This window comes from Streptomyces sp. CC224B (genome assembly GCF_030010595.1).
Lineage (GTDB): Bacteria > Actinomycetota > Actinomycetes > Streptomycetales > Streptomycetaceae > Streptomyces > Streptomyces longispororuber.
This window is the reverse complement of sequence record NZ_JASCXL010000038.1, coordinates 58,882-76,423: the sequence shown is the minus strand read 5'-3', so window position 1 is coordinate 76,423 and position 17,542 is coordinate 58,882. Positions and strand designations below refer to the sequence as shown.

The 17,542-nt window shown below is 74.5% G+C and carries 11 protein-coding genes and 1 pseudogene; 5 read left to right on the top strand and 7 right to left on the bottom strand.

What is annotated here, in order from left to right:
- The first annotated feature begins 383 nt into the window (after positions 1-383).
- The 5 genes and pseudogenes from QK440_RS17390 to QK440_RS17370 all read left to right on the top strand — a co-directional run bounded on the left by QK440_RS17390 (position 384) and on the right by QK440_RS17370 (position 7,476).
- Positions 384-2,009 (top strand): ABC transporter substrate-binding protein, encoded by a 1,626-nt coding sequence (locus tag QK440_RS17390; protein ID WP_282794017.1) that lies wholly within the window; start codon positions 384-386, stop codon positions 2,007-2,009.
- A 42-nt stretch (positions 2,010-2,051) separates the two neighbouring features.
- Complete coding sequence (locus QK440_RS17385; protein WP_282794016.1) at positions 2,052-3,011, top strand: ABC transporter permease; 960 nt, start codon at positions 2,052-2,054, stop codon at positions 3,009-3,011.
- The gene (locus QK440_RS17380; RefSeq protein WP_282794015.1) at positions 3,011-5,047 is read left to right on the top strand and encodes a dipeptide/oligopeptide/nickel ABC transporter permease/ATP-binding protein; all 2,037 of its coding nucleotides are present in this window, start codon (positions 3,011-3,013) and stop codon (positions 5,045-5,047) included. The genes QK440_RS17385 and QK440_RS17380 overlap by 1 nt, the downstream gene beginning before the upstream one ends.
- Positions 5,034-6,068 (top strand): annotated as a pseudogene (locus QK440_RS17375) (ABC transporter ATP-binding protein); the annotation flags it as partial. The gene QK440_RS17380 and the pseudogene QK440_RS17375, both read left to right, overlap by 14 nt.
- Positions 6,069-6,534: 466 nt before the next feature.
- A complete protein-coding gene (locus QK440_RS17370; RefSeq protein WP_282794014.1) occupies positions 6,535-7,476 on the top strand; it encodes a dihydrodipicolinate synthase family protein in 942 nt (313 codons plus the stop codon).
- Between the two features lie 45 nt (positions 7,477-7,521).
- Here QK440_RS17370 and QK440_RS17365 read toward each other — a convergent pair whose 3' ends face one another.
- The 7 genes from QK440_RS17365 to leuA all read right to left on the bottom strand — a co-directional run bounded on the left by QK440_RS17365 (position 7,522) and on the right by leuA (position 16,618).
- Positions 7,522-8,526 carry a MerR family transcriptional regulator gene (locus QK440_RS17365; RefSeq protein WP_282794013.1) on the bottom strand — a complete coding sequence of 335 codons (1,005 nt, stop codon included), beginning with the start codon at positions 8,524-8,526 and terminating at the stop codon, positions 7,522-7,524.
- A 7-nt stretch (positions 8,527-8,533) separates the two neighbouring features.
- Positions 8,534-9,202: a HEAT repeat domain-containing protein gene (locus tag QK440_RS17360; RefSeq protein WP_282794012.1), complete on the bottom strand. Its 669-nt coding sequence runs from the start codon at positions 9,200-9,202 to the stop codon at positions 8,534-8,536.
- Between the two features lie 89 nt (positions 9,203-9,291).
- The gene (locus QK440_RS17355) at positions 9,292-9,918 is read right to left on the bottom strand and encodes a response regulator transcription factor (RefSeq protein WP_282794021.1); all 627 of its coding nucleotides are present in this window, start codon (positions 9,916-9,918) and stop codon (positions 9,292-9,294) included.
- Between the two features lie 65 nt (positions 9,919-9,983).
- On the bottom strand, positions 9,984-11,303 hold the full coding sequence (locus QK440_RS17350) for a histidine kinase (RefSeq protein WP_282794020.1): 1,320 nt from the start codon (positions 11,301-11,303) through the stop codon (positions 9,984-9,986).
- A gap of 306 nt (positions 11,304-11,609) precedes the next feature.
- On the bottom strand, positions 11,610-13,724 hold the full coding sequence (locus tag QK440_RS17345; RefSeq protein ID WP_282794011.1) for an MMPL family transporter: 2,115 nt from the start codon (positions 13,722-13,724) through the stop codon (positions 11,610-11,612).
- Between the two features lie 205 nt (positions 13,725-13,929).
- Complete coding sequence (locus tag QK440_RS17340; protein ID WP_282794019.1) at positions 13,930-14,655, bottom strand: TerB family tellurite resistance protein; 726 nt, start codon at positions 14,653-14,655, stop codon at positions 13,930-13,932.
- A 241-nt stretch (positions 14,656-14,896) separates the two neighbouring features.
- Positions 14,897-16,618, bottom strand: a complete 1,722-nt coding sequence (gene leuA, locus QK440_RS17335; protein ID WP_282794010.1) for a 2-isopropylmalate synthase — start codon at positions 16,616-16,618, stop codon at positions 14,897-14,899.
- Positions 16,619-17,542: the final 924 nt, after the last annotated feature.

The window sequence follows — 17,542 nt, the reverse complement described above, 5'->3', positions numbered from 1 at the left end:
CCCCCCCCCCGCCGCCCGCGCGGCGCCCCACCGCACCCGGGCGACCGGTCCGCCGCGCCCGCCCGCCACCCCCGCGGGACCCCACGCGCCCCCCGCGGCACCTCACGCGCCCCGGGCGGCCGTCCCGCCACCCGTGCCGCCCGCTCTCCTCACCCCCCGCCCCAAACACCCCCGCCGGACACCTTGACCAGGCCCTGTGCCGCTCCTATGGTCGCTGCGCCAGCACGACGTAGGACGTCCGACCTCTTCGGCCCGGCGCGCTCCGCCGCCCCGCCCGGACCCACGACCCGCACCGCGCGTCCCCGCACCCCCCGATCCCCCTTGACCACCACCCGTACCGGTACGTGGGGAGCTTTCCTCCCCGCCCCCTCAGGGAGGCACTCGTGAGCGACCTGACCCCCGTGACACGTGACGGCGAAGGGCCCGGACGGCGGTCCTTCCTCAGGTACACCGGGGCCCTGGGCGCCGCCGCGGGCCTCGGCGGCGGGCTCACCGCGTGCGGCGGGCCCGAGTCGACGAACGAGGTCGGGAGCGGCGGCGGCACGCTGACGGCGGTCATCGGCTACGGCAACGACGGCAGTTGGGACCCCACGCAGACGGCGTCCGCGTTCGCCATGGCCGGCAACGAGCACATCTACGAGGCGCTGCTCGGCACCGACCCCATCAGCCGGCAGCCGTACCCGCAGCTCGCCACCGCCGTGCCCAGCGACCTGGAGGCCACCACGTGGCGGTTCGAGCTGCGCGCGGGAGCGACGTGGCACGACGGGAAGCCCGTCACCGCCGACGACGTCGTCTTCGTCTTCGACCGCATCCTCGACCCGGGCACCCAGTCCCTCGGCAAGAACTTCTTCGCGGGCTGGCTCAAGGAAGTGCGCAAGACCGACGCGCGGGGCGTCGAGCTGGTCCTGAAGTTCCCCTTCCCGGACGGCGCCGCCCGCCTGAACCTCGCCAAGATCATGCCGAAGCACGTGTACTCCAGGCCGGGCGCCTGGGAGGAGGCCACCAAGGGCAAGGCCATCGGCTCGGGCCCGTACCGGCAGACCGCGCACCACCCGAAGTCCAACACGACCTTCGAGGCGTTCGACGACTACAACGGCCCCCGCAAGGCCGCGTTCCGCAGGATGAACTGGCTGTCCATCGTGGACGCCGCGCCCCGCGTCGCCAAGATCTCCGGCGGCAGCGCGGACGCCCAGATCGCCGAGAACATCCCGTACGCCAACATCGAGCAGCTCAAGGCGGGCGGCCTGACCGTCGAGGGCGGCGCCGGCATGAACAACCTCTTCCTGCTGTTCAACACCGCCCACCGGCCCTTCGGCGACGTACGGGTGCGGCAGGCCCTGCACTACGCCATCGACCGCGAGAAGATCATCGAGGTCGCGCTGAAGGGCCACGGCAAGGCCGCCACCTCGTTCCTGAACGAGGGCAACCCCAGCTACCGGCCCGCCAGGACCGTGTACGGGTACGACCCGAAGAAGGCCAAGGCGCTGCTGGAGGAGGCCGGCGTCAGCGGGCTGCGGGTGAACCTCATGGCCGTGAACGTGAGCTGGCTGACCGACTGCCTGCCCACCATCAAGGCCTCCTGGGACGCCGTCGGCGTACGGACCACGCTCGACCCGCAGGAGACCACGGCCGTCTTCACCAAGCTGGACCAGAAGCGGGACTACCAGGTGGTCGCGGCCGTCTCCAACCCCAACCAGTTCGGCCTCGACGCCGACCTGATCATGCGGTACAACTACGGCCCCGACAACACCTGGATGACCTACGCCCGCTGGGCCGGCAGCGCCCGCGCCAAGGAGTTGTTCCGGCGCATGGACGAGGCGACGCGCGAGCCCGACGCCTCCCGCAAGAAGACGATGGTCCAGGACTACATCGACATCGTCGCCGAGGAGGCCGTGCTCTACCCGGTCGTCCACAACGAGCTGATGACGGCGTGGAACCCCCGGCGTCTCAGCGGCATAAGGCCCCAGCCCTACCCCGGCATCAACGTCCTCCAGGCCCAGTGGGTGTGAGCGGAGGCGCGCCACCGCCCCGAAGGTGAGGAGCCGTACCCCGTGACCGCGATCCTGCGCATCCTGCTCCGCCGCGTCGCCCTGCTCGTGCCGCTGCTGCTCGGCATCGTCCTGTTCGTGTTCCTGGTCATGCGGTTCTCCGACGTCGACCCGGCGTCGGCGTTCTTCCAGGGCGCCAACCCCACGCCGGAGCAACTGCAGCGGTTCCGCGAGGAGAACGGCCTGCTCGACCCGCTGCCGGTGCGGTACGTCGACTTCGTCGGCGACCTGGTCCGCGGTGACATGGGCATCAGCGTCCTGACCCGCTCCCCGGTCGTCGACCAGGTCACCACGGCGCTGCCGCTGACGATGCAGCTCACCTTCCTCGGGCTCGGCGTCGCCGTCGTCGTCTCGCTGCTGCTCGGCGTGACCGCCGCGATCTACCGCGACCGGCTGCCCGACCAGATCATCCGCGTGGTGTCCCTGACCGGCGTGGCCGCGCCCGGCTTCTGGCTGGCCCTGCTGATGATCCAGTACCTGGCGGTGGACCTGGGCTGGTTCCCGACCGGCGGCTACATCAACCCCGACGACTCCGTCACCGGCTGGCTGAAGACGATGACGCTGCCCGCGCTGTCCCTGTCCCTGCCGGTGGCGGCGCAGATGACCCGCATCATCCGCACCGCCGTCGTCGAGGAGCTCGACAAGGACTACGTCCGCACGGCGATCGGCAGCGGCCTGCCCCCGGTCGTGGTCGTCGGCCGCAACGTCCTGCGCAACGCCCTCATCAACCCGCTCACCGTGCTCGGCCTGCGCGTCGGCTACCTGCTCGGCGGCGCCGTCGTCACCGAGACCATCTTCTCGCTGCCCGGCATGGGCAAGCTCATGATCGAGGCCGTGAAGAACGGCGACCCCGCCGTCGTCCAGGGCGTCGTCATCACCACCGCCGTCGGCTTCGTCGTCGTCAACCTCGTCATCGACATCCTCTACCTCCTGGTCAACCCGCGCCTGAGGGGGACCTCCTGATGCCGCTCACCTCGCGCAAGGCGCTCACCGAACGCCTCTCCCGGCCGGGCCTGCGGCTGCGGTCGCCGCGCCGGCTGCCCGTCCTGTCCCGGATCGCGCTGGGCGTGCTCGCCGTCGTCGTCCTCGTCGCGCTGTTCGCGCCGCTGCTCGCCCCGTACGACCCGCTGGAGCAGCAGTCGCTCGTCGACGGCACCGGGCACCCGTCCGCCGACCACTGGATGGGCCAGGACAGCCTCGGCCGGGACATCCTCTCCCGGCTGATGTACGGCGCCCGCTGGTCGCTGGCCATCGGGCTCGGCGCGACCCTGCTCGCGCTGACCGCGGGCTCGCTCATCGGCGCGATCGCGGCCACCTCCCGCAAGGCCGTGGACGAGACGCTCATGCGGGTCCTCGACATCGTCATGGCCTTCCCCGGCATCGCCCTGGCCGCCGTCCTCGTCGCCGTCTTCGGCGGCGGCATCACCGTGCTAATCTGCGCCATCGCGTTCCTGTTCACCCCGCCCGTCGCCCGCGTCGTCCGCGCGAACGTGCTCGACCAGTACGGCGAGGACTACGTCACCGCCGAGCGCGTCGTCGGCGCCCGCACCCCGCACATCCTCATCCGGCACGTCGCCGTCAACTGCGCCGCGCCCGTCCTCGTCTTCTGCACCGTGCAGGTCGCCGAGGCCGTCGTCTTCGAGGCGTCGCTGTCCTTCATCGGCGCCGGCGTACGGCCCCCGGACCCGTCCTGGGGCAGCGTCATCGCCGACGGCAAGAACATGGTGCTCATCGGCGGCTGGTGGGCGACGGTCTTCCCCGGGCTGCTGATGCTCCTGACCGTCCTGTCGCTGAACGTCCTGTCCGAGGGCGTGTCCGACGCCTGGGCCGCGCCCTCGGGGCGCGAGGTCGCCGCCCGCGCCCGCGCCAAGGACGAGGTGGAGGCCCCCGAGCCCGGCAGCGGCGAGGTCCTGGAACTGCCCGGCCTCGCCGAGGCCGCCGCCCGCCTGCGCGCCCGCGCGCGGCCCCTGCCCGCAGGGGAGCCCGTCCTCGCCGTACGGGACCTGGCCATCGGCTTCGCCGCCCGGCACGAGGGCGTCGACATCGTCGACGGCATCAGCTTCGAGGTGCGGCCCGGCGAAGTCCTCGGCCTGGTGGGCGAGTCGGGCTGCGGCAAGTCCCTGACCGCCCTGACCGTGATGGGCCTGGAGCCCAAGGGCGCCCGGGTCCGCGGGCACGTCACCTTCGCCGGGCAGGAGCTGATCGGCCTGCCCGGGCGGGCCCGGCGCCGACTGCTCGGCCACGACATGGCGATGATCTACCAGGACGCCCTGTCCTCCCTGAACCCGGCGATGACCGTGCGCGCCCAGCTCAGGCAGGTCGTGCGCCGCGGCGGCCGCCGCACCCCCGCCGAGCTGCTCGCCCTCGTGGGCCTCGACCCGGACCGCACGCTGCGCAGCTACCCGCACGAGCTGTCCGGCGGCCAGCGCCAGCGCGTGCTCATCGCGATGGCCCTGTCCCGCGACCCGAAGCTCGTCGTCGCCGACGAGCCCACCACCGCGCTGGACGTCACCGTCCAGGCCCAGGTCATCCAGCTCCTGCTGCGGCTGCGGGAGGAACTGGGCTTCGCCCTGATCCTGGTCTCGCACGACCTGGCGCTGGTCGCCGACGTCACGGACCGGGTGGCGGTGATGTACGGCGGCCAGATCGTCGAGACCGGGGTGACCGCGGAGCTGGTGGAGTACCCCACCCACCACTACACCCGGGGCCTGCTCGGCTCCGTCCTCTCCCTGGAGGCCGCCGCCGAACGCCTCACCCAGATCAAGGGCGTCGTCCCCTCCCCCGCCGACTTCCCCGCCGGGTGCCGCTTCGCCGACCGCTGCCCGCTGGCGGACGACCTCTGCCGTACGACGACACCGGAGCTGCTGGGCATGACCGACCGGCACCGGACCGCCTGCCACCACCCGGCACTCGCGCCCCACGAACCACCGGCCCCCGCCGCGGGCGGGCGCGGCACCGAGGACCCCCGAGAAGGCGAGGCCATCCATGACCGCGGCTGAGGCGACCGCCCCGGGGACCGCGCCGCCGACCGCGCTGGTGACCCTGCACGACGCCCACGTCGTCCACAAGGCCCGCACCGGCGGCGTCTTCTCCCGCGACCGGGTGTACGCCCTCACCGGCGCGGGCCTGACCATCGCGCCCGGCGAGACCGTCGGGGTCGTCGGCGAGTCCGGCTGCGGCAAGTCCACCCTGGCCAAGGTGCTTGTGGGCATCCAGCGCCCCACCGCGGGGACCGTCGCCTACCGCGGGCGCGACCTGTGGCGGATGAAGCCGCCGGAGCGCCGCACCACCATCGGCAGCAACACCGCCATGATCTTCCAGGACCCGTCGACGGCCCTGAACCGCCGCCTGCCCGTCCGCCGCATCCTGCGCGACCCGCTCGACGTCCACCGGCGCGGCACCCCCCGGGAGCGCGAGGAGCGCGTACGGGAGCTGATGGGCCTGGTCGGCCTCCCGACGGCCCTGGCGGACGGCCTGCCGGGCCAGTTGTCCGGCGGCCAGCGCCAGCGCGTGGCCATCGCGCGCGCCCTCGCCCTGGAACCGGAGCTGGTCGTCGCCGACGAGCCGACCAGCGCCCTGGACGTGTCGGTCCGCGCCCAGATCCTGAACCTCCTCCTCGACCTGAAGGAACGCCTCGGCCTGGCCCTGGTCTTCGTCTCCCACGACATCCAGACCGTCCGCAGGATGAGCGACCGGGTGATCACCATGTACCTGGGCCGCATCGTCGAGGAGGCCCCCGCCGCCGACATCCTGGACCAGGCGCGCCACCCCTACACCCGCGCCCTGTTCTCCGCCACGCCGGGCCTTCTGGACCCCATCGACCCCATCCCGCTCGTCGGCCCCGTCCCGTCGGCCACGCGGCCGCCGAGCGGGTGCCCCTTCCGCACCCGCTGCTGGAAGGCCGACGAGGTGTGCGCGGCGGACATGCCCGACCCCGCGGAGGCCGGGGCGGCGCACCGCTTCCGCTGCCACCACCCGGTGCGGGCGGGCGAGACCACGGGCGAGCTGGTGGCCCAGTCCGCGCAGTCGTCGTCACCGCCGCCGCAGTCGTCGTCACCGCCGTCGCAGTCGGCGCGCCCCTCGGCGTCGGCGTCACCTGGCCCGCCGTCATCCCCGCCGTCACTGTCACCGGACCCGCCGGCACCGGACCCATCGGCGCCCCCGCCGTCGCAGTCGGCGCGCCCGTCGGCGTCCCCGCCGTCGGCGTCACCGGGCCCGCCGTCATCCCCGCCGTCACTGTCACCGGGCCCGTCGGCGCCCCCGCCGTCGCCGTCACCGGACCCGCCGGAGCCCTCGCCGTCACCAGGCTCATCGGCGTCACCGCCGTCGCAGTCATCTCTCCCGTCCGAGCACCACCCCGCCCCGCCCACCGGGCCGACCCCGCCCGCACAGCCGTGACCCGCCGCCCGCCCGCGCCGCCGGGTCCGCCCGCGGCGCCCGCCGCCCCGGCCACGTCCGCCGCCACGGCCACGTCCAAGGAGGTTCCATGACCCCTCTCCCCACCCCGTTGACCGGTGTCGTCCCGCCCGTCTGCACGCCCCTGACCCCGGACAACGAGGTGGACGTCGCCTCGCTCGAACGCCTCGTCGACCACCTGGTCGGCGCGGGCGTGGACGCGCTGTTCGTCCTCGGCTCGTCCTCGGAGGCGGCGTACCTGCCGGACGGCCACCGCGCCGCCGTCGTGTCCACGGTCGTCCGGCACGTCGCGGGGCAGCTCCCCGTCCTCGCCGGGGCCATCGACATGACCACCCTGCGCGTCCTGGACCACGTGCGGGCCGCGGCCGCCGCCGGGGCCGCGGGCGTCGTCGTCACCGCGCCCTTCTACACCCGCACCCACCCCGCCGAGATCGCCCGCCACTACCGGCTCGTCGCCGAGCGCGGCGGCCTGCCCGTCTTCGCGTACGACCTGCCGGTCTCGGTCCACACCAAACTGGACCCCGAACTGGTCCTGGAGCTGGCGGGCGAGGGCACCCTCGCCGGCCTGAAGGACTCCAGCGGCGACGACGGGGCCCTGCGCCGCGTCATCCTCGGCACCCGCGCGCGCACCGGCGACGCCCCGTCCTTCAGCGTCCTCACCGGCTCGGAGCTCACCGTCGACTCGGCCCTGGCCATGGGCGCCGACGGCGTGGTCCCCGGCCTCGGCAACGTCGACCCCGACGGCTACGTCCGCCTCTACCGGGCGGCACGGGCCGGTGACTGGCAGCGGGCCCGCGCCGAACAGGAGCGCCTGTGCGCCCTGTTCCGCATGGTGCACGTCGGCTCGCCCGCCCGCATGGGCGGCAGCTCCGCCAGCCTGGGCGCGTTCAAGGCGGCGCTGCACCTGCGCGGCGTCATCGCCCACCCCACGACGGCGGCCCCGCAGATCCCGCTGTCCCCCGAGGAGACGGAGCAGGTGGGCAAGCACCTGGCGGCGGCGGGCCTGCTGTGACCGGGGCCCGCGCCCCGGAGGGCGGCCCGTAGGAGGAGCGTTCCCTCAGCGCGCGTCGCGGAGCCAGAGCAGGTACGAGGCCGTCAGCGCGACGGCCCGGTCCGCGTCGCGCGACAGCTCCACGAGGGCCCCGGCGGCCGTCGTCCCGGGGATGCCCGCCAGGGCCTGCGTCAGCCGCCCGCGCGCCGCCGCGTCGCCGGCGTCGCGGGCGAGGCGGTCGACGAGCGCGGTCGCGATCCGGTCGGCCGCCGCCGCGTCGCCCGCGAGACCGCTGAGCGCGTCGGCCGCGTCGGTGTCGTTCCGCCCCGCCGCGATCATGTCGATGAGCGTCGGCACCGCCTCGGCCGCTCCCCGGGTCCCGAGGGCGAGCGCCGCGCGCCCCCGGACGCCGTCGTCGGGGTCCGCGAGGGCGCCCCGCAGGTGCCCGGCCGCCTCGTCACCGGGGATCTCGGCGAGGCACTGGGCAGCCCGTTGCCGTACCGCGGCCACCGGCGAGGCGAGGCCCTTCGCCAGCAGCGCCGGGCCGCAGCCGCCCGCCTGCGCCAGGGCCCAGCGCAGGGCGCCGGCGACGTGCGGGTCCGTCTCGCCGAGCGCCGCCTCCGCCAGGGCCTCCACCGGCACGGACACCCCCTGGGCCGAGGACAGGGCCGCGCGCTGGCGGGCGTCGGCGCTCGGCGACCCCAGGGCCTGCAGGAGCGCGACGACCTGGAGGACGTCCTCCCAGTCGGCGGGCTCCGCGGCGTCGATCCGGCACAGCCGCGTGAGCAGCTCGGTCTCGGCCGCGATGCGGTCGCGCGTCCGGTGGATCAGGTTGTCGACCAGGCCCGCCGGGGTGAAGCCCGGGTCGTCGAGGGCGCGGCCGATCTCCCGCAGCGACAGCCCGAGCGACCGCAGGCTCTCGATGTGGAAGACCCGCCGGATGTCCTGCGGGGAGTACTCCCGGTAGCCGGCGCCCGTACGGCCCGACGGCCGCACCAGGCCGAGCGACTCGTAGTGCCGGAGCATGCGGGCGCTGACGCCGGACCGCCGCGCCACCTCACCGATCAGCACCGCCGCGTCACCCGTCCTGCGGGGCGTCGCCGAGGGCCACGACGCGCTTGGCCTCCTCGATCGCCCAGGCGAACCCGGCGTCCGGGTCCCGCAGCAGCCGCCGGGTGGCGAGCGCGTGCGCCCGCGCGCCGGGGCCCCCGGCCGCCGCCGCGGCGTCCAGCACCGGCCCGACCGCCTCGCCCAGCGCGACAAGCGCCTGGCTGAGGCTGCGCTGGGTCTCCCGTCCGCCGCGGCCGAGCTGCGTCGCCAGCTCCCTGGCCAGAGCGGTCTCCTCGCCCTCCGGCACGAGCACGACCGCGGCCCGCCAGGCGCTCCGCGCCACCTCGTCGTCGGCGTCGGCCAGCAGGGCCGGGGTGATCGCGGGCCAACCCCGCGGGTCCCCGATCTTGGACAGCGTGTGCAGCGCCTGGCTGCGTGCCTGCGCCCGCTGCGCACCGAGCTCCCGCAGCAGCGCGGGCAGCGTCAGGGACACCGGGTGGCGGGTGAGCGCCCAGGTCAGCATGTCGCGGACGAAGAACTCGGGCTCCACCGCGCACCGCTCGACGAGCGCCTCGACGAGGCCCGGGTCGGGTGCCGTACCGGCCGCCAGAGCGGCCCGCAGCCGCACCGACGCGCGGCTGTCCGCAAGCCCGTGCAGCGCCCACACCACGTCCGTGTCCTGTCTTGTCATGGTCATCGGACCACCTCCTGGGGAAGCAGTGAAGACCTTGTCACAGTGTCAAGGTCAAGCGCGGCCGCCCGCCCGCGGGGTGGTCCCGTCCCCGGTCAGGCGCCCGGGGTGACGAGACCGGACTCGTAGGCGGCGATGACGAGCTGGGCCCGGTCGCGCGCCCCCAGCTTGCCCATGATCCGGCTGACGTGCGTCTTGGCCGTCAGCGGGCTGAGCCCCAGCTCCTCCGCCACCTCCGCGTTGTTGCACCCCCGCGCGACCAGCGCGAGCACCTGCCGCTCCCGGCCGGAGAGCGCGGCGAGGCCCGCCGGCTCGGCCCCGGCGGGCCCGGCGGCCGGCACGCCGCGCGGCTGCCGCAGCACCCGTTCGATGAGGCGTGCCGTCGGGCCCGGCGACAGGAGGGAGTCCCCGGCGGCCACGGTCCGGATGGCGTCGAGGAGTTCGGCGGGCCTGGTGTCCTTCACGAGGAACCCGGACGCCCCGGCCCGCAGGGCCTCCACCACGTGCTCGTCGGTGTCGTACGTGGTGAGCATCAGGACCTTCACCCCGGCGAGGTCCTCGTCGGCGGCGATGAGCCGGGTCGCCTCGATGCCGTCGAGGTCGGGCATGCGGATGTCCATGACGACGAGGTCGGCGCGCTCGGCGCGGGCGAGCGCCAGTGCCTCGCGCCCGGAGCCCGCCTGGGCGACGACCTCCATATCGGGCGCGGACTCGACGAGCATCGCGAACGCGGCCCGGACGAGCGCCTGGTCGTCGGCGAGCAGCACCCGGATGGTGCGGTCGCCGCTCACCGCTCGCCTCCCGCGGGGGCGGTGGAGGGCGCCGGGGCGCCGGAGGGGCCGGGGGTTCCGGGGGCTCCAGGGATCCGGGGGGCTCCAGGAACCCCTGTGCCCCCACCGCCCCCGACAGCCTTCGTCGTCCCACTCGCCCTACTCGTCCCACCCGTACCACCAGGCACCGGCAACACCGCCACCACCTCGAACCCCCGTTCCTTCCGCGGCCCCGCCTCCAGCGTGCCGCCCACGCTGCGCGCCCGCTCCCGCATGCCGATGAGGCCGTAGCCCCCGGGCCCGGCGGCGCCGGGAGCGGCGGCCGCCCCGGCTCCGTCGTCCGTCACCCGCACCGTCAACTCCCCGTCCTCCTCCCGTACGTCCACTGTCACGCTCGGGCCGGGCCCGCCGTGCCGCACGGCGTTGGTGAGCGCCTCCTGCACGATGCGGTACGCCGCCGCGCCGACGGCGGGCGGCACCGCGGCCTCCCCGACCGTCAGCTCGACCTTCGCCCCGGCGGTCCGCGCGGCGTCCGCCAGGTCGCTCATGCCGCCGAGTCCGGGCAGCGGCCCGCGGGACTCGTCGGCCCCGGCCCCCGCCCCGGTGTCGCCGTCGTCCCCGCCGGAGCGCAGCACCTCCAGCGTGGCGCGCAGTTCGCCGCGCGCGTTGCGGCAGGTCTCGGCGATGTCGTCGAGGGCGCTCGCGATGGCCGCCCGGTCGAGGCGGTCGGGGTCGGCGGCGAGCACGTGCGCGGCCACCGAGGTCTGCACGCCGACGAGGGTGATGCTGTGCGCGAGCAGGTCGTGCAGGTCGCGGGCGACCCGCAGCCGCTCCTCGGCGACGCGGCGCCGCGCCTCCTCCTCGCGGGTGCGCTCGGCCCGCTCGGCCCGTTCGACGACGGAGACCAGGTACTGCCGGTGCACGCGCACGTAGGTGCCGAAGACGAGCACGGCGACGATCCAGCCGGTGATCCGTACGACCTCGGTGGCCGGGTCCCCGCCGACGCCCGCGTTGACGACGAACACGAGGCCGATGATGTGCAGGCCGGTCAGCAGCGTGCGGCGGGGGCGCCCGGACACGGCGACGGTGTAGAGCGCGACCATGCCGACGTGGGTCGCGGCGAGGTGCGTGTAGTCCAGGGCGTGGTAGGGACCGGCCAGGGCCATGACGGCGAACAGCACCGTCATGGGCCTGCTGCGGCGCCAGATCAGCGGGACGTGGGCGCCCAGCAGGAGCGCCCAGCCGAGCGGGTCCGGCGGGCGGCCGTCCTCGACGAGGAGGGCGAGCGCGGCGGCGAGGCCCGCGAGGTGCGCGGCGAGCGCCGCGTCCTGCCGCAGGGCGCGCCGCGACCCGGGCACGGCGCCGGAGAACGGCCACCAGGGGCGTCCGGCGGACGGCGGATACGGCACCTCGTCGGCTCCCCCTCCCCGCACGGTCCTCCGTACGGCTGCTCGTACGGTCTCTCGTGCGGCTTCTCGTACGGTCTCTCGCGCGGCGGCCCCCGCCCCTCGGGGAGGTGCGTCGCGCACGTGGCGTACGTCCATGGCGTCGGCCCTCATCTTCCAGTACGGCGGCGCCCCTCCGGGAGGGAGGGGCGCCGTGAAGTCGGACTCGGGGTGAACTCGCTCTGCCCGGGCGGGCGTTCAGGTGGTGTGCGCCAGCTCCGGTTCGCGGGGTTCCGGGGCCGCGGGCGGCTTCGGCGCCCGTGACAGCGGCCCCGGCCACCACACCCTCCGGCCGAGCGCGAGGCTCGCGGACGTCACCAGGTAGGTGCGGACCAGGAAGGTGTCGAGGAGTACGCCGACCGCGATGACGAAGCCCAGCTCGACGAGTTGGACCATCGGCATGTTGGTCAGGACCGCGAAGGTCGCGGCGAGCACGAGGCCCGCGGAGGCGATGACCCCGCCGGTGGTGCGCAGCGCGGTGAGCGCGGCCGTGCCGGTGTCGGCCCCCTCCAGGCACTCCTCGCGCATGCGGTGCATGAGGAAGATGCCGTAGTCGACGCCGAGGGCGACGAGGAAGACGAAGGACAGCAGGCCGAGCCCCGGGTCGGTGCCCTCGAAGCCGAACAGAGGCCCGAAGACCAGGCCCCCGATGCCGAGCGAGGCGCCCCACACGGCGACGACCGCGAGCAGCAGGAGCAGCGGCGCGACCAGGCTGCGCAGCAGCGCGACGAGGACGAGCAGGACGGCGGCGAGGACGATGGGCACGACGACCAGGCGGTCGCGGGCGTTGGTGTCCTTGAGGTCGATCTGCTCGGCGCTGGGCCCGCCGACGTAGGCCCCTCGGTCGTCGAGGGCGTCGCGCAGGGCCTCGATGGTCGCCGTCTCGGCGGCGGTCTGGGGCGGGGCCTCGGCGACCACCGACAGCTCCGTCCACCGCTCGGAGGAGCGGCCGCGTTCGGCGCTGTCGACCCCGGCCACGGACCTGGCCCGGTCGAGGAGCGCGTCGGCGTCGCCGGTCGGCACGATGACGCTGATGGGCTGGGTGCCGCGTTCGGGGTAGGCGGCGGCGAGGGTCTCCATCGCGGCGATGGAGTCGGGCTTGCTGGTGAAGGAGTCCTCCTGTTTGAGGTTGCCGGGCAGGTTGAGCGCGCCGAGGGAGAGCACGGCGAGCAGCGCGGCCCCGGTGGCGAGCACGACGAGGGGCCTGCGTCCGGCGGAGGAGCCCATGGACGCGAACAGCGAGCGGCGCTTCCTGGGCTCGCTGCCGAAGGCGGGCACCAGCGGCCAGAACACCCGCCGCCCCAGGAGCACGAGCAGCGCGGGCAGCAGCGTCAGCATCGCCACCAGCGCGCACAGCACGCCCACGGCGCCCAGCGGGCCCATGCCGCGGCTGGAGTTGAGGTCGGCGGCGAGCAGGCAGAACAGGCCCGCGGCGACGGTCCCGGACGAGGCGAGCACGGCGGGCCCGCAGCCGCGCAGGGCGACCGCCATGGCGTCGTACGGGCGCTCGATGCGGCGCAGCTCCTCGCGGTAGCGGGAGACGATGAGCAGGGCGTAGTCGGTGCCGGCGCCGAAGACGAGGATCGTCATGATGCCGGAGCTCTGGCCGCTGATGCTCGTACCGAAGGCCTCGTGGAGGCCGTAGGCGACGCCCATGGAGAGGAAGTCGGCGATGCCCGCGACGACGAGCGGCACCAGCCACAGGAACGGGCTGCGGTAGATGAGGATGAGCAGGACCGCGACGACGGCGACGGTGGTGTAGAGCAGCGGCCCGTCCAGCGACTGGTAGACCTCGCCGGCGTCGGTGGCGAGCGCGCCGGGGCCGCCGACCGTCACGCTCAGGCCGTCACCGGCCCTGCCGGTCCCGGGTTCCTTCGCGATGTCGCGCACGTCGTTGACGAGGGCGTCGCGCTTCTCCTCGTCGGTGCCCGGCGCGGTGCTGGCCACCGGGTACATCAGGGTCGTCCCGTCCTTCGACGCCACCCCCGTGGGCGTCGCGACGAGCTTCACCTGGCGCTGCACGGCGGCCACTTGCCCGGCGGCCGTCGCGCGGTCGGCGGCGCTCAGGCCGCCGTCGCGGTGGTAGACGAGGACCAGTTCGGTGGTCTCGCCGCCGGGCAACTGCTCCTGGATCTTGGCGACCTGCGTCGAGTCGGCGCTCGCGGGCAGGTAGTCCACGGCCCGGTCCTTCTGCACGTCGCCGAGCTTCCCGGCGAACGGCCCCGCGAGCGCCATGACGGCGACCCAGATGCCGAGCAGCACCCAGGGCACGGCACGTGGTCGTCGGCGCTTGGTGGTTGTCGCGGCCCCCATCGGTGGGCCTCCCTCCGTGACGGTGTCTGACGGCTTCCAGACTTCCGCCGGGAGCGGGGCGATACGTCACACGAGGGAGCGAGTTCGGCCGTACGCCCGGTGGTGGCACGGGCCGCGCGGTACTCCCCGGGGAGTACCGGCCGGGAGTACGGGGGGCGCGTACGGGCGGGGGGTGCCGGGCGTGCGGACGGTGCGGGCGGCCGGGTCAGGACGGGGTGCGCTGGGCGGCGGCCAGCAGGCGGGCCACGTCGTCCGTGCCGATGCTCAGCGCGCAGCCCGCGGTGGCGAGCACGTCGCGCTCGGCGGGCGTGTAGGGGCCGTCGGCGAGGGCGATGCGGGCGCCCTTGAGGAGCAGCGCCTCGCGGCCCGCGGGGGCCAGGTGCGGGGCGAGGGGGCCGAGCGCCTCGTGGAGTTCGATGGCGAGGCCGGGGGCGCAGTCGGGGGCGCCGGGGCGGCCGGTGTCGGCGGCGAGCGCCTCGACGAGGGCGACGACGCGTTCCTCGGTGCAGTCGTCGAACCCGGCACCGCGCAGGGTGGCGACGGCGGCGTCCAGGGTGGTGCGGGACGCGGCGCCGCCGGTGGTGAGGACGGCGATGACGATGGTGTGCACGGCCTCGCGGAGCATGGCGGCGAGCCGGACGGTGGTGGGGTGGTCGAGCGCGTCGAGCCCGAAGTGGCCCCGGCAGGCGGCGCATTCGACGACGGGCGCGGTGGCGCCGCGGGAGAGCAGCGGCAGGCCGAGCAGGACGAAGCGGCGGCGCCCGGTGCGCCGCTGGTAGTTGCGGTCGCCGCCGCAGCCGGGGCAGAAGAACTCGCCGTCGCAGACGGTGGTCCACACGGTGCGGGTGCCGACGAGGCCGCGGACGCGGGCGAGGCCCGGGCCGCGGCCGTGGTGCCGGCCGCGGCGCGGCGGTGGCGCCGGGACGCGGATGTCGCGGGAGTTCCGGCCGTCTCGTTCCCGGTCTGGCAGCACCACGCACCTCCACGACTCCGCGGCCGCCCTGCCGCGTTGGCGTGATGTTAGCCACATCGGTGATGCCGCGTCAGTACCCCGGAGCGGAGATGGCTGACGGGCGGCCCGCTCCGGAGCCCCGCGCACGGCGTGGGCCCCCCCCCCCCCCACGGGGGGGGGGGGCCACGAAAGCACCGGTCGAACTGGGGGTCGAACAGGCTCAGCGCGCCGCGCGGTTGACGGCGGAGACGACGGCCTTCAGTGAGGCACGTGTCGTATTCGCGTCGATGCCGACGCCCCACAGGACGCGCTCGCCGATCGCGCACTCGATGTACGAGGCGGCCAGCGCGGAGGCCTCGGCGCTCATCGTGTGCTCCTGGTAGTCCAGCAGGCGGGCGTCGATGCCGACGGTCTGCAGGGCCGCGAAGAACGCGGAGATCGGGCCGTTGCCCGTGCCGGTGAGCACGGTGGACTCGCCGTCCACGATCGCCCCGACGGTCAGGGTGTCGACGCCGTCCTCGCCCGTCGTGGTCTGGCTGGCGCGCAGCTGGACGCGGCCCCAGGGGTTGTCCGGGTTGGGCAGGTACTCGTCCTGGAAGACGCTCCAGATCGCGCTCGGCGAGACCTCGCCGCCCTCGGCGTCGGTCTTCGCCTGGATGATCTTCGAGAACTCGATCTGCATGCGCCGCGGCAGTTCCAGCTTGTGGTCGTTCTTCAGGACGTACGCGATGCCGCCCTTGCCGGACTGCGAGTTGACGCGGATGACCGCCTCGTACGACCGGCCGACGTCCTTGGGGTCGATCGGCAGGTACGGCACGGCCCACTCGATGTCGTCGACGGTCCTGCCCGCGGCGGCCGCGCGGGCCTCCATCGCGTCGAAGCCCTTCTTGATGGCGTCCTGGTGGGAGCCGGAGAAGGCGGTGTAGACGAGGTCACCGGCGTAGGGGTGGCGCGGGTGCACCTCCATCTGCGTGCAGTACTCGTAGACGCGGCGGATCTCGTCGATGTCCGAGAAGTCGATCTGCGGGTCGATGCCCTGGCTGAACAGGTTCATGCCCAGGGCGACCAGGTCGACGTTGCCGGTGCGCTCGCCCTGGCCGAACAGGCAGCCCTCGACGCGGTCGCCGCCCGCCATCACGGCCAGCTCGGCGGCGGCGACGGCGGTGCCGCGGTCGTTGTGCGGGTGGATGGACAGGCAGACGTACTCGCGCCGGGACAGGTTCCGGCTCATCCACTCGAAGCGGTCGGCGTGCGTGGACGGCGTGGACCGCTCCACCGTCGCGGGCAGGTTGAGGATGATCTCGCGGTCGGCGTCGGGCTGCCAGACGTCCATGACGCCCTCGCAGACCTCCAGGGCGAAGTCCAGCTCGGTGTCGGTGAAGATCTCCGGGCTGTACTGGTAGCCGAACACGGTCTCCGGGCCGAGCATCTTCTCGGCGTAGTCCATGACCAGCCGGGTGCCGTCGACGGCGATCTGCTTGACCTGCTCGCGCGAGCCGCGGAAGACGACCTCGCGCCAGACCGGGGCGGTCGCGTTGTACAGGTGCACGGTGGCGCGCTTGGCGCCCTTCAGCGACTCGACGGTCCGCGCGATCAGCTCCTCGCGGGCCTGCGTCAGCACGGAGATCGTCACGTCGTCGGGGATGGCGCCCTCGTCCTCGACGATGGAGCGTACGAAATCGAAGTCGGTCTGCCCCGACGAGGGGAACCCGACCTCGATCTCCTTGTAGCCCATCTTGACCAGCAGGTCGAACATCGCCCGCTTGCGGGCCGGGGACATCGGGTCGATCAGCGCCTGGTTGCCGTCGCGCAGGTCGGTGGACAGCCAGCGGGGCGCCACGGTGATCCGCCGGTCCGGCCAGGTGCGGTCCGGCAGGTGCACCTGCTCGTACCGGCCGTACTTGTGGATGGGCATGGCGGTGGGGCGTTGGAAGTTCGGCATGGGTGTGCGGGCTCCTCAGTGAGTCCTGGAGGACGGCCGACGTTCTTGCACAGCACCGACTCCGCGGGGAGGGGGTCGGCCTCGACTACAAGCCCTCACCGCGGCGGCTAAGGAGAAGCAGCCCGTAACGCATGATGCCTCGAAGCGTAGCTGAGCCTCGCCGGATGCGAGGCCCCGTATCACTATGCGGGACCTCACCGGCGCTCCGCGCCCCGCCTCCGCCACCGCACGGCCTCCCCCACCCACCCGCCCTCCACCGGCCTCCGGCCTTGTCCCTCAAGCGCCGGACGGGCTGGGATCGCCCCACGTCCCGCCGTCGCGCCGCCGTCGGCACGTCCCCCCACCCACCCGCCCCTTCACCGGCCTCCGGCCTTGTCCTCAAGCGCCGGACGGGCTGGGATCTCGTCCCGCGTCCCGCCGTCGCCGGCTGCCGGCGCGTTCCCCACCCACCCACCCTTCCATCGGCCTCCGGCCTCGTCCTCAAGCGCCGGACGGGCTGAAACCGCCGCTGCGCGCCGTTGTCGGCCGCCGGGCACCCGACGGCGGCGGGAGAGGGCATTCCAGCCCGTCCGGCGTTTGAGGACGAGGCGCGGAGCGGCGATGCGGGGGAAAGGGGCGGAGCCCCAGGCAGCCCCGGGGCGGGCAAGGCAGTGGATTTGGAGCCCGTCCGGCGATTGAGGACGAGGCGCGGAGCGGCGTTGTGGGGGAGAGGGGCGGAGCCCCAGACGGAAGGCGGGGGGTCGGGGGCGGCAGCCTCCGGGGCGGGGAGGGGTGGGGTTGGGGCGCCGCCCGCGAGGGCCCGCCCCTGTCCCGCCCACAGGACGCGCCCCCTACCACCCAAGCCGGAGCCCCACCCACCGTATGGGGTTATTTCACCAATCATGGTTGCACCCAGTGACAGCCGCATGACCCAGTGCCACATTG

Excerpts from the sequence above, each read along its gene's own strand:
- QK440_RS17380 (WP_282794015.1), top strand. The coding sequence starts at position 3,011 with ATGCCGCTCACCTCGCGCAAGGCGCTCACCGAACGCCTCTCCCGGCCG.
- QK440_RS17370 (WP_282794014.1), top strand. The coding sequence starts at position 6,535 with ATGACCCCTCTCCCCACCCCGTTGACCGGTGTCGTCCCGCCCGTCTGC.
- QK440_RS17360 (WP_282794012.1), bottom strand. The coding sequence starts at position 9,202 with ATGACCATGACAAGACAGGACACGGACGTGGTGTGGGCGCTGCACGGG.
- QK440_RS17355 (WP_282794021.1), bottom strand. The coding sequence starts at position 9,918 with ATGCTCGTCGAGTCCGCGCCCGATATGGAGGTCGTCGCCCAGGCGGGC.
- QK440_RS17345 (WP_282794011.1), bottom strand. The coding sequence starts at position 13,724 with ATGGGGGCCGCGACAACCACCAAGCGCCGACGACCACGTGCCGTGCCC.
- leuA (WP_282794010.1), bottom strand. The coding sequence starts at position 16,618 with ATGCCGAACTTCCAACGCCCCACCGCCATGCCCATCCACAAGTACGGC.